Genomic DNA, 17,568 nt, shown 5'->3' with positions numbered 1-17,568 from the left:
AAGAAAAAGTGGCCGCATGGGAGAGTTGATCTTTTTTGTGCGCTTGAGTCCTATCATTCCTTTTGCCTTGTCCAACTTAATGTTTGCTCTACTCAAATCAGGCTGGAAAAAACTGGTCATTTTTGGAACCATCGGCATGCTTCCCAGAACGACTTTGGTATTTATATCCGGAACCTTGGCCAATGACCTCTACACTGCCATCAGACAGGATGGTGTCAGTGAGAAAGTATGGATTTTTGTTTTCCTGTTGGTTTTGAGTTTTTGGGGGATTTGGAGGTTTTTTAAAAAGTGAGGTTTGAGAAACGAGAGACGAGAAGCGAGAAGTTAGAAACAAGATGACTCTAAACCTATTACTTTTCACATTCCCAAATCTTGGTTCTTTATTCTTGGTTCTAAAATCTACCTTCTACCCTCTAAAATCTACCCTCATCTCTCATTACCTCAACAAATACATCTTCCCATACCCTTGCTTAAAGGCTTTATCTCCTGCTGTGGCCCGGTGCTCGACAAATGTCCCATGTTTCCTGATCAGGACACGGTAGATATAGACTCCGTTGGCCAATTGGTCCCCAAACTCATCACGCCCATCCCAAGCATATTCAGATATATTGTTCCCAATTCGAAGGGGGCCCAATTCATCCTGAAGGATCTCCCTAACAACCCTTCCTGTCACCGTCATGATCTGTATTTTGATCTGATCAGGTACTTCTGAACCTGTTACTGTAAAGACAAACCTTACACTGGTACTGAATGGATTTGGGTATGGATAGAAGTTTGAAATACTGGCCTCATTAATGACCTCAAAATTGATCTCATAAGGTTTGTCTACACCAAGTTCTTCAGTTACTATCCTAAAGGTATACATGCCGTCTTCTAATGGTCCTGGGCGCAATTCTATCTTAAAGCTATTACTTTGTGTGGCTTCGGTCCAGACTACTTTTGGAGAGGAGAAATTGACTTTTTCAAACAAACAACCTTCACATGATTTTTTGAGAAAAAGCTCCATTCCCAAGGTATCCTTTTTGAGAATCAGTGACTTGTCATTTTTCAACAGGGTATTGATCATCACTGAAGGGGAAACAATATCCCCGTCCATAATATACACCCCATCAAAATTCACGTCCAAAACCGCACTGTTATTGTCAGGAATGACCACAAAATAAGTATCCAAGTCAATAAAATTATTCCGGAAGGTCAGTTCCGGATAGATCCTCGGATTGGCAAATACCTCCACTTTGTTATTTCCGGATCTACCTATGGAATTGAATTCCAAACTGAATTCATACTTTTCTCCTGCTTTGACTGCTGGAATTTTTTTGGTGAATTTTTCGATTTTCCTCTGTGTCGTATTGTTAAACTCCCATTGTACTGTCAAAGAGTCCAGAAAGTCATATTTGGAAATATTGATAAATTCAAAATCTAGACTTGCCATTTCACCTTCCTGAAGTGTTAATTTATCTTCCCTGTTTTTAAATACGAGCACGCCTTCGGGTACACCTGAATAATTGACCTGCCATTTATCTAGCTGTGATGGTGCTGTGGAAAGCTCATCTTCCATGGCATAACGAAGACGAAGTTGCGGATAAAGCTGTGGATTTATAGAACTGAGATCTATATCACCTTCCTGAATATTAGTAAAGATTACCTGCTCCTCTCCAGTGTTCCTAACTCCGATAACATCAAATACCGCAAGTTCTTCATTGAACCAATCCCTGACTTTGACTTGGTTATAGAACCGCTTCCATTCTGAAGCAGGACCAATTCTTGGTGTGATGATGCTTCCGGAAGTAAAATAACCTTCAAGATTGGTCTCAAACTCGATGACCTGTTCGTTGGTTTCGAGTTCTATATCCCTTTTGGCTACTATCTCCACTGCTTCACCTGGCTTCATACCTTTTCTGCCATACAAAATATAGGGGTCGCCATTTTTAAGGTTTCTCAATAGGGCCTCATTGGCACCTATTTGCTTCATCTTTTCAAAGTTCTCATCTGACCAGTTTTCAAAAGTGACATTACCGACTGAGAAAATAACGACATAATCCCCTTCTCTAAGACCATCAATATAATCCATCAAGAGATTTTGACCGGGTGTGTTGAGCCATGCATTTCTAAGACTCTGAATGACCTGAGGCAACCTTCCGCAGCTTCTTCCATCCAGAATATCAAAGCCCGCAACAGGGATAACTAGATAAGGAGTCAAAGACCTTTGCTCGAAGGCTACCAAACCCAATGAACCATTAGGACAGAGCCTGGTATTGGCATTGTTGACATTGTCGATGATATAAGGTACGCCCTCCAGATAAAACTGTGCATTTCTAAAAGTGAGGCTGTCTGCTTGAGTACCAAAAGTGAATACTTCAATACTGAGATTGGTATCAAGATATTTCCATTCCTTTTTAACCGGGTCAATTTCCAAGTTGCTTAATTGATTACTCTCCAATTGAGGGTTCTCTCTTTGGGTCCAACCTTCAGGACCGTTATTGATATAAGAAAAACTTCCTTTGGTCCAATCCTGGCTTTCCCCTTCTTTAGGCTCTAAAAACTTCGAACGCCAATAAAAAGTCAATGAATCCCTTTGGGTCACGTTTTGGAAAAGATTAATTTTCCAGATTGCAAGATTGCTGGTAGTGATTCTGTTTTCTCTCCGTGAAGAAGAAGTGAATTCTGGATGGGTGTCCAATTGGATGACAAGATTTCTTGCTTCAGTGGATTTACCGGGAATTTGGGCTATGAGATTGATTTCACCTTCATTTACAATCCCAAAATTCTCAGGGATTAGGTGAAGTGTTCCGCTTAATGGCACAAACTTGGTTACTGTTACCGAGTTATTGGCAAAAGTCATTTCAGGTATCGATCTTGAAGGGTTGATCTCAATTGTAAAGATATTTTCTCCAAAGGACTGTATACCGGTATTAGGCACAGAAAAATCAATGGTATCCTTTCTATATACTGGTGCCAACTTTTCTAATGGATAATTTATCTGGGTTCCATCTGGAAGCCTCCGACTGATCTTAAATTCAACAGAATCCAAATCTACCCGTCCAAGGTTTTTTAGTACAAAAGACAGTTTCAGGGAATCAGCCAAAGCATTGAATACTTCACCTTCAAAACTGCCCAAAGTCACATCTGATTCCTGTATTGAATAATCGGCTTTGTCTGCAGGAAACATTCTAATTGCAGGATCTCCAAGCATGACCAATTGCTCTGCATGCGATCTGTTTACCACCGAGGTGCCGTACCTGAAAAAAAACAATTTCTCTGCCTCTCTTTTGACAATTCCGATGGGTTGATATATCATAGTAGAATCAGAAAATGCCTTGGTGTAAATGGATTCGCTGAACCTTCTAAGATAAACATCTACACCCACATTGGCATGTGCCATAAAATTGGTTGTGCCTTTTCTCGGAGTTAAAATCCAATCTTCCCCAAAGGTAAAGGCATTGCCAAAGGAATTGCCTGCATCACAACCGTTGAGAAGCATCATTGGATATTTCCCTCTATTTTCGTAGCCCATCGTTGGGTCTGAAGCAAATCCCACTTCTATGTCAATGACTGAAGGGGCACCATGTCCAAAGAAGGTCACCAAGCTTACACCTCTGTTGATATCCTTGGAAATATCTATCAGTTCAATAGTAGAATTTGATCTTTTTCTGTAGGTGGTCACATTCCCGCCCATAAAAAGCCCTTCAGCAATAGTTTTAAAACCATTGAGAAAATTAAAATAACGTGTCAGTTCAAAAGCGGTAAGACCTCCACTGAGATGAATGATTTCTTTTTGCCAATCACCTGAAATACCCGCTGCATCTTTTTCTTTGGCTTTTTCGAGGTAATCTGCCACATTCTGTGGAGTCCGGGCAGGAATCCTACCTATCGAAACAGCAGAAACATGGGGATTCTCAGGATCAAGTCCCACACTGTAAGTGTTATCTGCATAAGGATATCCTGCAGGGGGTACCATATCCTGATAAGCAAAAATCGCAGGATTTTGTCTGTAAAAATAGTTGATGTTATTAGCTCTGGCAGTTGAGAATATTCCCATAGCCCTGCCAATTAAAAACAAAAAGTCGGGTTTGTGTACTGGATAATAGTCCTTTAAAAATTCATTTACAGCCAATGGGGTTTTTTCCCCATAAGTGAATTGGTTGTACAGTTCATCAATATTAATAGTTAAGGTATCATAACCTCCTCCTGCCGGAGATGCCCGGTGTGCAGCATAAGCAGTGACTGGATCTGCATAATTCCCTACAGGTCTCCGCAATGCCCTATTGCTAAGAATTATAAAATCAGCATGTCTATTTAGTAAATTCCTAAATCTCACAGTTTGCATCGCCCCGATCACTTTGATGTCCAATTGATTTTCAACCAATATTCTGGATCCTCTTCCTGTAACCCCTGATTGAAACCTAATCCTGTTTGAACCACTTTCCATACCCATCTGAACTGGATTAATGGGGTCACTTACCTCAAGGGCAAGATAATTGGACAGGAGATTATTGATTTCAATGGCGTTGTTACCTTCTTCAAGGACAAAGATTTCCTTCGAAAAATCCCCATTGGAAACTCTTTTGGGGTAGGTAAGAGACAGGTAACTTACACTGATATTATCTGTGGCTGCGGGTCCTATGGGAGTAATCCGGACATATAATTGCCCATTTGAATTAAAATCTGAAGCCAGAATGGTCAAGCTTTCATTGATGGCCTGATAGTTTTCGAATCCAAATGTCCCAACATCTCGCAATGTTCCCGAAGAAGGGCCAACACTGATTTGGGTTAGGTGTGGTGTCTCTGCCCTACCAGTCAGCCCAAACTCCAACTTTGCTTCACCTGAGGCAGGTATTTCACCCAATTCTGATAATATAATGGTTCTTGGATTGTTTTTTGAAATTTGGGCGCTTACCCAGCCCTGACCTTCTTCAAAATCCGATAACCTCACCCCCGGGTTGTAAAAATAACTTAAATTGTAATTTTCAAAATAAACCGTTTCTTTAACTCCATGATAGTTGTCTATTTTCGGCACTGATGGAGCAGCGACAGCACGGACACCCATTCTTTTCCCTTGATTACCTGGTGTAATAGCCAAGAAAAATGCTGTAGTATCACTATGCATGTTGTATTTGATATTACCGACATGTGCAGGATCTTTAAAAAATTTGACATCCAAAGTTCCGTCATTCTTTTTACCGTAAAAATCTATAAAATCAGCAGGGTCAAACCTGCCATCCTGTTCTCCCTGAACAAAAATGGCCACTTCCTCTCCTCTATGGAAAATCCTGATGTTTCGGGGGTCTATGACATTTGGATTGATACCGGAAGCAGACAAACTGGTAAAGTTTATCCGGTGGATTCCATCGGAAGCAGTAGGAATTTTATAGTAAGTTTGATTATAGTCAATCCACTCAGTCTGCGCAAAGCCAACGCTTAGGGATAAACCAACTATAAGCAAATAAAGAATTGTTCTCAGCATTTTATATCAATTGTCCCAACCTTTATTTATTCTGAATTTTCCGTCTAGTTTTTCCAAACTCACTTTGACCGTGAACACATGGGAATAGGGTGTTTGGGAAACCCCTCCAATATCCGTCAAAGCATAATCAATCTGAAATTTTTCATTGAGAAAAACGCCCAGACCAAAGCTTGGCTTCCAAGACATATAATAAGAAGCATCAAAATCCTTGATTCTTTGTACATGACTGCCACCTGCCCTCAAAAACACCATGTTTTTATAACTTGCCTCCAGTCCCATCCTTGGATCAAAACTAACAAGCCCTGTACGAATGATGGTGTTTCTTCTTCCATCAAATGTAAAATCCAGATCAATCACTCCCTGTATCCTGAGATCCTCAGTAATATCCAAATCTCTTGTAACACTGAAGATGGCCCTTGGCATGGTAAGTTCGATTGAATTGACCGGAATCTCATTGTTGGTCTGCGAATAAATATCCCTGACCATATCAGCATCATGAAACCATGCATTGAAAGTGGAGGTCACATCGCGAATCATAAATCCAATCCGCCATTCTTCCAAAAGGTATATGCCTCCCACATCTAAACCAAATCCCCAAGCCTGTGCAAACTTGCCCACATTTCGATGGATGATCTTGGTGTTGACCCCCAATTTAAACTGATCGCTCACATCACGGGCATAGGATAGGATAAGGGCATAATCAGCAGCATTGAAAAACTGGATGTTATTGTAATTCAAAGCCCCGCTGGCTTCATACAAAAACCTGGTGTCGGGAATGTCATCTACACCAAACCTGATCAAGGAAACACCGATTTGGTTATCTACATCAAAATTGGTGGTGTAACCCAAATAATCAAATTTGGCAATTCCTGCAAAGTATTCGGCATGCATCAAGGAGAACTCATGCTGATGCTGAACACCCAACAAACCAGCAGGATTCCAATAGGCAGCCGTGACATCCCGGACAGAAGATACCTGGGCGCCACCCATGCCAAGGGCACGGGCACCTATGCCTATGTTCATAAATTCATTGGAATATTTTGGAGCTATAGTTTGGGCATCAAGCTTAGCAAAACTGAAAAACAGCAGCATTCCAATAAAACACCTGACAATCACCATTTATCGAGTCTCAAATTCATTGCAAAGTAAAAATAATTACTTAAGTAAAAAGCTTATTCAAAGAAAATTAAACGAGCACAAAATCTAAAAATCTGTACGATTATGCACACTAAAATGTCCATTTGAACCACAATCATTTTTCCACTGACTGAAACTGCATATCAAGCTCAAAAAAAATCTTTTCATTCAATTTCTTTTGAAATGTGTCCCTATTGAAAAAAAACAAACTTTTTTTATTTTTTTTCTCTAATAAGGTACCTTTTAATAACAAGTAACATGGTATTGCAAGGTACCATTTTACACTTTGGTACAGTTTTTCTTATTTCTTTGCCAAAAGAGGTACATCATGGAATCAGATCCAAGTACCAAATAACTTAAACGATCAGAACAAATGAACGCTTCAAACACCCAGATACAAATGCGGAAAGGATTGCTGGAATTCTGCATTCTGCACATCATATCACGAGGAGAAGTTTATGCCTCTGATATGATCGAAGAACTGACCGCTGCAAAGATGATCGTTGTGGAAGGTACTCTTTATCCCTTGCTCAACAGATTGAAATCCGCCTCATTGGTTTCCTACAAATGGGTAGAGTCGGAATCAGGTCCCCCAAGAAAATACTACACCATCACCGAAGAAGGTAAAGAGTTTTTGGAGACCCTGAATGAAACTTGGGATTCCCTTGTCAGTTCCACCCAATTAATCACCTCAAAGAAATAAGCCATGAAAAAGACGATAAGTATCAACATCAGTGGTATCCTGTTTCATATCGACGAGGATGGTTATGCCACATTAAAGAAATACCTGGATTCCATCAATAGGCATTTCTCGCATTACGAAGACAATCAGGAGATAATTTCGGATATCGAAAACCGAATTGCTGAAATCTTCCTAAGCAATCTGAAAAACAACAAACAGGTCATCACTATAGAAAATGTAAACAGCCTGATTGAAAAGATGGGTACCATTGCTGATTTCAAGGCAATAGAGGAGGAATTGTCCCAAGAAGAGGGCAATAAATCCAAACCAGAACCTGAATTCAATGACTACTACAAGCATATTACACCCAACCAAAACATCAAAGGCTATAAAAAGCTAACCCGAATCGAAAACCGAAAGATACTTGGTGGAGTATGTGCAGGAATGGCCCATTACCTTGCTGTAGATCCTTTGTGGACCAGATTGGTAGCTATCCTTCTATTGTTCAGTGGTAACCTGAGGTTTGGAAGACCAGGTTGGGATTTTCTTCCTTGGAATTTTGATTTCAACCTTTCCCTTGGAATTTGGGCAGTGATCGCATACATCGTATTGTGGGTTATCCTTCCTGTATCCTATGACGAACCTGAGGATAAAAACATCAAAAAACTCTATCGTAATCCAGATGACAGAACCTTGGGAGGTGTGGCAAGTGGCTTGGCCGCATATTTTGGAATCGAAGTCATTTGGATGAGGTTATTGTTCATCGGGTTAATATTTGCCGGAGGATCAGGATTTGTTATCTATATCATACTTTGGATCATTACGCCTGTAGCCAAGTCTATCACTGAGCGGATAGAAATGAAGGGGGGCGCAATTACTTTGGACAATATCGAGACAACCATCAGAGAAAACATGAACCCTCTGCCTCCAAGGGAGGAAAGTCAGTCAAGAAAGGTATTGCTTGCTCCCTTCAGATTTCTGGGGAAAATGATTAATGCATTGGGTGAGGCTTTAGGTCCATTGGGTACCTTTCTGCTTTCCTTTATCAGGGTCATTTTCGGGTTGATTATATTTCTGATTGGAATGGCTATTACAATCACTCCTTTGATTTTATTGGGTGTATATTTCGGATTGATTCCTGACGGAGATATCGTATGGGGCATTCATGAGAACATACCTGTTGAGTGGATCAATGATATAGTGCCTGTTTGGTTGGCTATTGCTGTGGCTACGGCAGTTCTGATACCAGGAATAATAATTGTTTTATTAGGGATATCAGTTCTTGTACAGAGAAGCATCATCGACGCTCGATTCGGTCTGGTCGCTTTGGGAATATGGTTGCTAAGTATAGGTATAAGTGCCTTTCAGATACCTCGGGTAGTCAGTCAATTCAAGACAGAGGCAACACATACCGTAGAACAGGAATTGATGTTTTCCGAAGGGACAATGGTGCTGAAATCAACCGCGACCGGAGAGGATCAATGGCTTACCAATCAGATCAGTATTCAACTGGACGGGACTGACGCCACCCAGCCCATATTGATTCAAAACTTCAAGTCAAGGGGCAAAAACTATGATGATGCCATCAAAAATGCACAGAGCCTCCAATACAGCTTCATCCTGACCGATTCTGTTTTGACATTGGACAGAAGTGTGGACTTAAGTCAACTGGATAAATTCAGAGGGCAGAGCCTAAAACTAAATTTGGAAATCCCTTATGACAGACCATTTGTTATGGACAAGTCTCTCTTGCCCATCATTCAGAATACGATCCATAGAAACGGATACAAAACCAGGGATGTCAACTCACGCAACCATTGGGTGTTTAATGAAAAAGGCCTGCTTTGTTTGAACTGCCGTGATACAGGGAAGACTTCTACCTCAGACAGTCTTTCCAGGGCAAAGTTTGAAGGGGCTTACTTTATGAATAGGTAAACAGATTTGGCCAAAATATGGATTTAACAATCAGAGCATCTTAGAAGGGTGCTCTGTTTTATTTTGTGATTGATTGAGAGTGGTAATTGTATTGCTTGAAATATCTCATATGATTCAACGCTAACTTCCATAATTCAACCCCTATCGGGGTTGGTGGGTAGGTGGAATGGGTTTTCTTTTTATCCCCCGGATTGTCATCCGGGGCAAATAGCCTGATGGTATTCAATCCCTATCGGGATTGAGACTAATGTTATGAGCCAAAAAAATTTATGTGCAAAGATCATCTATCTCTTTTGGCTAAAGCCAATTTGAAATTTGTATTCATTAGTGAATGGGCTAAAGCCACATTCCTATTGATTACGGAGAATGGAATGAGAATTAACGAAGGGTTTTAATAAATTTATAGTTCTTTTTATAAATAATCCCGGAGGGATTAAATCCCCTTTTGGGGTATTTCCCCCGGATAAAGGGAAAAATTCTGTTCAATTTACCCAACCCCGAGAGGGGTTGAATTAAAATTTTCCCATAAATACTAATATCATGTAAACCTTATGTGGCCATAAAATCCACTAACTCTGATTAAACTCATAGATTGTGGGAAAGCGTAAGCTACTTCGGACATCGGTCTTCGGTCTTCCAACAAATAAAGAAAAAAAACACATCACTGGCAGGCTTGTGGCTAACCATTGTTTAATTTTTTCTTGTATTTTTAACTAAACAATAGCCCAAAGTAAAGATGAAAGTAAAGTTAAAATTTTTAGGTGGAGCCAAGACAGTCACAGGCTCAAGATATTTACTGGAAATAGACGATTATAGGATTCTGATTGACTGTGGACTGTTTCAGGGACTGAAGGAATTGAGGTTGAGAAACTGGGATAGTTTCCCTATTGATCCTTCAGAAATTAATACAGTCATTTTGACCCATGCACACATTGACCATACCGGGTATCTTCCCAAATTGGTAAAGGAAGGGTTTAACGGACCCATCTATTGCACCTTTCCCACCCTTGAGCTGACAAAAATCCTGTTGAAAGACTCCGGTAAATTACAGGAAGAAGAAGCCAATTATGCTCAGAAAAAGGGTTATTCCAAACATGCGAAAGCACAGCCCTTATACACCATTGAGGATGCAGAGAAGGTATTCCCTTTGTTGCAGCCCATAGAAATGGAAAAAGAGGAAAGGATTAATCCTTCCCTTTCATTCACTTTTTTCAATGCTGGACATATTCTGGGTGCTGCCATACTGAAAGTCAAAGTGAAAGGCCAAAATCAGGAAAAGAAAATTGTTTTTTCCGGTGACCTTGGTAGGTACCATGACCCGATTATGAATCCCCCTGTCAGAATCCCATTTGCTGATATCCTCCTGATGGAATCTACCTATGGTAACAGAAAACAACTTACAAACAAACCTGAAGAGGAGCTTGGGCTTGCTATTCGAGAGACATTTCGGAATGGAGGAGTGGCTGTCATTCCGGCATTTGCGGTAGGTCGAACACAAATGATCCTTTATTACCTCCATCTCCTTCAACAGAAAGGAAAGATCCCGAATATCCCAATCTATGTGGACAGCCCTATGGCCATCAATGTCACTAAAATTTACAAGGATTTTGGGCATTATCACAAACTTTGCCCGATTTTGGAGGAGGAGAATTGTAACCCTTTTCTTCATAAAAATCTGCAATATTTCCAGACCCAGGAATCCTCCATGTCTTTGAATGCTATAAGGGGCGATGCCATTATCATCTCTGCCAGTGGAATGGCAACAGGAGGACGTATCTTGCACCATTTATATAATCGATTGCCCAACGAGCAGGATAGTATTATTTTCGTAGGATATCAGGCCGAAGGCACCAGGGGCCGTAGCATTCTGGATGGAGAAAAAACGGTGCGGATGTATGGCATTGATGTCCCCGTGAAAGCCAAAACCTTTTATATTGAAGGGCTATCCGCTCATGCAGACCAGGAAGAGCTGATGGAATGGGCAGAGGGATTTACAAACAAACCAAAAATGACTTTTCTAGTTCACGGAGAAAAAGAAGCTTCCGAAAGTTTGGCGCAAAGACTCAGGGAGGAATTGGACTGGAATCCTATAGTCCCTGAGTATTTGGAAAGTTTTGAGCTATTTGATGGAATTTGACCTTTAGATGCTAATCTGCAACGGTGCCAGTCGCCGAAATTCCTTTCCTTATCAGGACGGAAGTCGGGAGACCGAAGACGGAAGATGAAATCGATATTTAAAACGACTCTGAGATTAGTTTACCAGCTTTATTGGCAATAAAGCGGGTATTCTATAATTCAATCAGGGAATCTGCTGGTATCAATATTTGGAATGATCTTGATGGCATTTTTGTAATAGACCTTTTTCAGGACTTCATCTGACAAACCCAAGCCATACATGCTCCAGAAAGCATGGTATTTCTTGTAATAAGGAAAGTACTCATCTTCAGTCTCTAAAACTCTAAAGTAGGTATAGAACTCTTCCTTGTTGTAAGCATCCTTTGCGAAAAGAATCCTGTCCTGGTATTTGGTGAAAAAGGCTCTGGCTCTGCGTGGCTGTCTTCCAAACTCCGCTATAACTGCACCAATCCCAAAATAGACGTTGGGATATTCCTCCAAGTGTGCTTCAGCCTTGTCCAGATTATTAGCCATCCAACCCATGTGGGCATTGATAAAGGTGGTTCCCGGATGCTTTTTGAAAATATGATGTTGCTCGGCCATCAATTGAGCAAACGGAGCAGGATCGGTATCGCTACGTTTTCGCCCGGGATTGATTTTCAGTTCCAGCCACCTTTCATTGTTGGCATCCAAGGGTTGCCAAAAAGGCTCTGGGTCGGCGGTGTGAATGATGACAGGAATCCCCAACTCTCCGGCCTTTGCCCATACAGGATCTAAATGGGGATGGTCAACAGGAACCCTGTTTCCATTGATATCCTTCACTGAAAAACCAAGACTTTTATAAATCTTCAAACCATTGGCACCGTTCTGTACATCTATTTCAAGATCAGCTACCGCCTTTTTAGTCCAATTTTCTGTTCCAAAATCAGTAAAAGATAGATTGGTAAATACAATAAATCTTCCCGGCGCCACACCATTGAATCTTCTGATCATGGAAAACATGTATTCCTGCTGATCATTATCACTGGCGCCTCCTCTTGAAAAACCTCTTCCGCTTAGGTTTACCATCACCCCCATATTGAGTTCATCCATTTCCGTGACCAAACGAACCACAGTTTCCTGTGCGACATTCCATTGGTGGCTATGAACATCAATAAACGGGAACTTAGCTTTTTTCAAAGGATTTTCTGGAACAACAAGTGTGGAAGGTGGATTGTATTCCTCAAAACTCATTTCTTGGCCAACTGAAAAATCGGACCAGCCAATTAATATAAAAAAGAGAAAAACTGTAATCAGTGATTTGGGAAAAGCAAATGATAAACTTTGGAATTTCATAAAATATTCGTTGGATTATAAACCTGTTCAATAAGGACAATAAATTGGTAGATTTTATTGAACTTGAAATGTTGGAAAAGTTATGGGGAAATCCTTGCCATCCATCAAAAACCCCATTGCCTTTGCATAAATATAGACTTCGATTGATTAATGCTTATTTCTCACAAAGGTATAAGGTGTAAAATATATTTACTGACAATTCACCGTAATTTAGGTCATTCAGCATTTCATACATCATGTCAAATGGTTCATGTCCTGTATTTTTGGATAACAATGCTTTATAAACACCGTGTTCTGCCAAAAGAACATGTGCCAAATCCTCAGTCTCCACCTTAATTTTTATCAGTTCCATTTGGGTAAAAAGTTTTGAAATACCATAAGTATCTAGGCCTGAAAAATCCATCCAATGGTCATATTCCTGTATGGAATCTTTTTTCAATATTTCCATAAACTCAGAAAACTCATCCATTACAATTTCAAAATCATAAATCAGAATGAGTCCTTTATCCTTAGTAACTCTCAGCGTCTCATTAAAAAGCTTTTGAGATTTGGCGTAATAAAGAGATCCCGCAAAAGTGACAATATCAAATAGATTCTCAGCAAAACCCAGATTCTTTCCATCAAACGTATTGTAAGTGATCAATCGATGCGATTTTGACATCACCAGCATTTCAGGACTAGGGTCAATTGCTATGACCTTTTCGCAGAAATCTGTAAGAGCTATAGCGGATTGTCCTGTTCCACAGCCGACATCCAACCCTAAATTAAACTTCGACTCCCCATATTCTTTAAAGCACCTATTCAATATCAATTGGTGCAGAGGAGGACGATATGCCGCATAATGCTCGGCAATGATTACATCATATTCGTGTTTCATCATAATTGGTTTTTATAAAAAGTATTAATTTGGTTAATAGTTATCCGCTTCTTTGCCAGCAATCCTATATTCTATTACAAACTGGTCGCCTGCCTGCCGGCAGACGGGATGTACTGGACATTTCAGTTTCTTTGCGAATTTTATATTGAATTAACATTTTACTGGCATCATTTCGTACATACATGATTTGTTTAAAGGGATTTTTCAAAACAAAGACTATTTTCTACTCCTATATACTGACCGTAATTTTGTCTAAGTAAATAGTCGTTTTTTTTATATAAAGCTATCGCATCCGGTTGCCTCACACCTGTCTCCAAAATGCATTTGGAATAAGACATTTCTTTGGACCAATTTTCCAAAACCTCTAAAATCATTGAGGCAACACCCTTACCCCTATCTGATTTGACAACATACATTCTTTTGACCTCCATGGTACGGGAATCAAATTCCTTGATTGCTCCACAACCTATTGCCTTTTCGCCTTGGAATGCCAACACTACATATTTGATGCTGTCTATTTTATTGAACTGATCATAAAAAGCATGCTCCTTACCATCTGTTATGGCCAATTCGGCATCCAATAAACTCACGAGTTTTTTAAAACCAGGGTTTTGAGAATCTGTTCTGACTAAACTGTACATGTCTTCAACTTTATTAAATCTACTTTTCTTCCTCTTTGTCCATTTTTAGACTAAAACTTGGTACTTGATAATCTTTGGGAAGATAATTCGCTGGAATCGTAGTCATATTACCATCTCTAGCCGCGCGGTAGTGTGGCGAAAGGATTTCTATGCCCTTTTCAAAAAAGCTATCCTGAATATGCTGATGGAGCTCTGAATAAACTTTGGGCAATAGATTCGATTCTCTTGTATAGGCATTGATCTGGTATGAAACATAGAAATCCTCCAAACCGGTCTGCAAAACAAAGGGTTGTGGCTCTTCCATGATTTTTTCAGTTCTCAGGGCTGCATCAATGAGGGCTTGATGCACATCTTTCCAAGGAGCATCATATCCGATAGTCACAGTTGAATGAATGATGAGACCTTCAGTTCTTGCCAAGGTGCTGTAATTCGTGGTATTGCCGTTGAGAACGGAAGAATTCGGGATTGTTATTTCTTCATTTTTATGTGTTTTGACCCGAGTTACCAAAAGTGTTTTTTCCATGACTTCACCGGTAATATCTCCTATTTTAATCCTATCCCCTATTTTGAATGGGCGCATGTAGGTAATCACCAATCCAGCTACCATGTTGGCAATAGCAGATGATGAACCCAAAGAAAATAGGACTCCAATAAAAACAGAAACTCCCTTAAAGATATTGGAATCCGAGCCTGGCAGGTATGGAAAAATAAGCACAAACATAAAAGCATATAAAAGAAACCTGACAATGCTATATGTCGGCATGGCCCAGTCCGCATGAAATCCCGATACATGCAATTTCTCAGCATCAATCTCTTTGAATATATACTTCACAAAACGAATGAAATAGCTCATCACAAAAACGATGACCACTATAGTAAACAGGTTTGGCAAATAAACCCAAACGGCTAAAAAGATTGATGTAAAGGGAGACCAAACCAATTGAAATAATCTATCTGCCCAACCTCTGGTGAATGGAAAAATGCTGAAGGCAATTGACAAGGTGAAGTAAAATAACAAGACGTATAAAAATGCCCTTATAATTTTCAAGGTTAATAGTATCATCTGCAATTCTTGGTCAGCAGTTAGGAATGTGTATTCCTTGTAGGCCAGATTTTTTAACCACCTGTCTTTGTGTACACTTAAATAATTCAAAACTTTGGTATTGCTAAGTCCTAATAACCAATATAAAAGAGTAGCTATTCCCAATACCAACAACACCAATAAGGATCTTATCAAAACCATGAAAAATTTCTGTTCTTCCTTTGCTTCAAGAATGGACACCGATATCCGATCTTTTAATTCCTTGGTCAAATCGACCATTTCCATATTTTGAAGGGTTGCTTCCTCTGTGGTTATACTTGTGATAATCAAATCACCATAAATAAGATCGATTGAATTTTCACCTTCCACTATCAACAAAGAATCCATTTTGAAATTCTCTTTATCAAAAATCCTTTGGATTTTACTACTGATATTTTGCGATCTTTCCTGTGGAGTAGATGCACCTAATCGAGTATACACAAAAAAGATCGTATCACCTTTCACCCCTAAAACCGGAAATCCGGTCTTATCCTGCGTGCTTTGCTGAAGTGTAAAGGATAGGCTATCATTTTGGGTTGCTTTAGTTTCAAAGCCCAAAAAAATTAAAACCAAAACAAGAAAAACAGAGTACCTCGTCAAAATATGGGTTATCATGGCGGAATGTACAAAAAAAAACTATTTTCTTATTGTGTTGGCAACATGTTTCTGATAGCCGAGATTTTCCAGCCATTATCGGTGAATACAACAACAAAAGTGCTCCACATTTCTCTTTTTCCACCTTGCAAATTTTCAATGATATACTTGGCATCCCCAACAGCTACCTCATCGGTAAGAAATTTGATTCTATCTACCGCAAGGGTACGTTTTCCCTTATTGGCGTTGGAACTCCTCTGCATCCCTTCAATGGCGGACTGTATTCCTATTCTCCATTCCCCTGAGGAAACCAATTGATCTATATTAGGCATCAGGAGTTCCTTAAGCAATAAGGTGTCCTGCTTTTCCCTAGCTTTGGAGTAATTATCAATTAACTCAATGATGGCATTTCGATGCATACTTTGATCATCTTGGGCAAATAAAAATGATAAAGTCGAAAAGAATAGAATGATAATTATCAAATATGGTTTCATTTTTTAAAAGGGTCAGGAGCGTACTATTAATGGGAATTTTAGAAAAAAGTGGAAGAAGTGTCCAATCTATTTGTCTTTCTCAAAATGAATGTTTCTTACCCTACCGGAAGAAGCTTTCATTCCAATAATATTTCGAGATTCATCCCTTACAAATTTGGCCTGACCGAAAAACCATGAATTTCCAGAAAAATCATCTTTCTTAATTGGTATGAAATGGATGTCAGGATGGCGATTGTGTTTTCCAATCAAGATTTCATCTTCTACAACTAAAGTGTAAAATGTTGATAGTTCTTCACTGTAATAACTTCCCTCATAATCACTGAGATTCAGCGTAGAATGGTCAAATGGTTCAATTTTTTTGGCTTCACGTGGATTATCCCATGCATTCAAAATGAGGGTTTCAACATTACCTCCACTATCAGGCTGGAATTCAATAATGAATCCCAAATCACCTACCTTGAATTTTTTTTCAGAAATAGCCATTAAAGAAAATAGCGGTTCTCCCGTCGGTTTGACAGAAAGTTTTCCGTCATTTTCCCTAATAGAAAGAATAACACTTGGTTCCAATTCATAATCCCCCACGTAGTTCAAAATCGTATTTAGGTCAACTTCAAATTCTTCTTCAGCAATATCAATTTCTGTTTTTTCCAAACCTTCTTTTTCTACAATACCTTCCAGAAAGATATCGGCTACATCATGAGCCAATCCTCCTGAATTAAAGGAACCATCGTTGCTGAAAACAATCACAGCTAAACCCTGTTCAGGATATCTTGCCAAAAAAGACCGATAACCAGCATCTGCACCTCCGTGTGAAATTTCCTGAACACCTTTATAATCGTCAACAAACTGCCCCAATGCTCCACCAAAAGTCTCACCGTTATTGAGAATTGCTGGGGTATTCATCTTATCTATCATATCCTTGTCACCTATCTTGGGATTTTGGAAATTCATTGCCCATTGACTGAGATCCTCAACAGTGGTAAAAAGGCTCGTTGCACCAACATTTGCATAACTGAGCACTGCCTTTTTGTATCCCAGACTATCCATCTTGCTGTAGGAGTAAGCCCTGTTGGGAACGATTTTTTCATGATCATCATAAAACAAGGTATTGACCATTCCCAAAGGACTAAAGATATTGGATTCGGTATATTCCGCAAATGACATTCCTGAAACCCTTGCCACCACTTCTGCCAAAAGTGTAAAGCCCGTATTG

General features: G+C 39.7%; 11 protein-coding genes and 1 pseudogene. 4 read left to right on the top strand and 8 right to left on the bottom strand.

Going from position 1 to position 17,568, the window contains the following annotated elements; translation table 11 throughout:
- A pseudogene (locus ACEW8U_RS08540) lies at window positions 1-292 on the top strand (hypothetical protein); the annotation flags it as partial.
- Between the two features lie 144 nt (window positions 293-436).
- On the opposite strand, the gene ACEW8U_RS08535 reads toward ACEW8U_RS08540, so the two are convergent.
- Window positions 437-5,464 carry a C25 family cysteine peptidase gene (locus ACEW8U_RS08535; protein ID WP_373521620.1) on the bottom strand — a complete coding sequence of 1,676 codons (5,028 nt, stop codon included), beginning with the start codon at window positions 5,462-5,464 and terminating at the stop codon, window positions 437-439.
- Between the two features lie 6 nt (window positions 5,465-5,470).
- A complete protein-coding gene (locus ACEW8U_RS08530) occupies window positions 5,471-6,583 on the bottom strand; it encodes a PorV/PorQ family protein (RefSeq protein ID WP_373521619.1) in 1,113 nt (370 codons plus the stop codon).
- Window positions 6,584-6,974: 391 nt separating this feature from the next.
- On the opposite strand from ACEW8U_RS08530, the gene ACEW8U_RS08525 reads away from it, so the two are divergent.
- The 3 genes from ACEW8U_RS08525 to ACEW8U_RS08515 all read left to right on the top strand — a co-directional run bounded on the left by ACEW8U_RS08525 (window position 6,975) and on the right by ACEW8U_RS08515 (window position 11,355).
- Window positions 6,975-7,304: a PadR family transcriptional regulator gene (locus ACEW8U_RS08525; RefSeq protein ID WP_373493969.1), complete on the top strand. Its 330-nt coding sequence runs from the start codon at window positions 6,975-6,977 to the stop codon at window positions 7,302-7,304.
- 3 nt (window positions 7,305-7,307) lie between these two features.
- Entirely contained in the window at window positions 7,308-9,218 is a 1,911-nt protein-coding gene (locus tag ACEW8U_RS08520; RefSeq protein ID WP_373521618.1) for a PspC domain-containing protein, read from the top strand.
- Between the two features lie 736 nt (window positions 9,219-9,954).
- A complete protein-coding gene (locus tag ACEW8U_RS08515) occupies window positions 9,955-11,355 on the top strand; it encodes an MBL fold metallo-hydrolase RNA specificity domain-containing protein (RefSeq protein WP_373521617.1) in 1,401 nt (466 codons plus the stop codon).
- 158 nt (window positions 11,356-11,513) lie between these two features.
- Here ACEW8U_RS08515 and ACEW8U_RS08510 read toward each other — a convergent pair whose 3' ends face one another.
- The 6 genes from ACEW8U_RS08510 to ACEW8U_RS08485 form a co-directional block, all read right to left on the bottom strand.
- Window positions 11,514-12,566, bottom strand: coding sequence for an amidohydrolase family protein (locus tag ACEW8U_RS08510; protein WP_373521621.1), 1,053 nt, complete (start codon window positions 12,564-12,566; stop codon window positions 11,514-11,516).
- A gap of 256 nt (window positions 12,567-12,822) precedes the next feature.
- Window positions 12,823-13,548, bottom strand: coding sequence for a class I SAM-dependent methyltransferase (locus ACEW8U_RS08505; protein ID WP_373521616.1), 726 nt, complete (start codon window positions 13,546-13,548; stop codon window positions 12,823-12,825).
- Between the two features lie 188 nt (window positions 13,549-13,736).
- Complete coding sequence (locus ACEW8U_RS08500; protein WP_373521615.1) at window positions 13,737-14,186, bottom strand: GNAT family N-acetyltransferase; 450 nt, start codon at window positions 14,184-14,186, stop codon at window positions 13,737-13,739.
- A 19-nt stretch (window positions 14,187-14,205) separates the two neighbouring features.
- Complete coding sequence (locus ACEW8U_RS08495; protein WP_373521614.1) at window positions 14,206-15,882, bottom strand: mechanosensitive ion channel family protein; 1,677 nt, start codon at window positions 15,880-15,882, stop codon at window positions 14,206-14,208.
- 29 nt (window positions 15,883-15,911) lie between these two features.
- The gene (locus tag ACEW8U_RS08490) at window positions 15,912-16,355 is read right to left on the bottom strand and encodes a DUF4440 domain-containing protein (protein WP_373521613.1); all 444 of its coding nucleotides are present in this window, start codon (window positions 16,353-16,355) and stop codon (window positions 15,912-15,914) included.
- Window positions 16,356-16,421: 66 nt separating this feature from the next.
- Window positions 16,422-17,568 (bottom strand): serine hydrolase domain-containing protein (locus tag ACEW8U_RS08485; RefSeq protein ID WP_373521612.1); only part of this gene is annotated, 1,147 nt, incomplete at its 5' end.

This window comes from Aquiflexum sp. (assembly GCF_041751335.1).
In the GTDB taxonomy this organism is placed as follows: Bacteria; Bacteroidota; Bacteroidia; order Cytophagales; family Cyclobacteriaceae; genus Aquiflexum.
The sequence above is the reverse complement of the archived record's forward strand: the minus strand, read 5'-3'. Positions and strand labels throughout refer to the sequence as shown.